Annotated in this window: 1 protein-coding gene; it reads right to left on the reverse strand. The window is 68.4% G+C overall.

Annotated elements, in window-relative coordinates; translation table 11 throughout:
• Nucleotides 1-231, reverse strand: a 231-nt coding sequence (locus HKX41_13850; GenBank protein ID NNC25217.1) for a nuclease, incomplete at both ends; no start/stop codon positions are given.

Here is a 231-nt window from a genome sequence, read left to right on the forward strand (position 1 = left end):
GCGGCGTGGGCCACGTCGAGGACGAGTCCGTTTTTGAACGTCGTCGGGTTGATGGTCCCCGAGTCGAGGCCGTGGACGGTCGGAAACGGCGACTCCGTGAGCGCCACGTCGTCGACGTCGGCGGCGTGGAGCTGTTTTTCGCCGAGCGGTTCGACGATTGGGAGCCCCCCGTCGGGCGATTCGAGGGGGTCGAGCCACGACTCCCAGACCGTCCGCGCGAGGTCGTCGTAG

The organism is Salifodinibacter halophilus (genome assembly GCA_012999515.1).
Classification (GTDB): domain Bacteria; phylum Pseudomonadota; class Gammaproteobacteria; order Nevskiales; family Salinisphaeraceae; genus Salifodinibacter; species Salifodinibacter halophilus.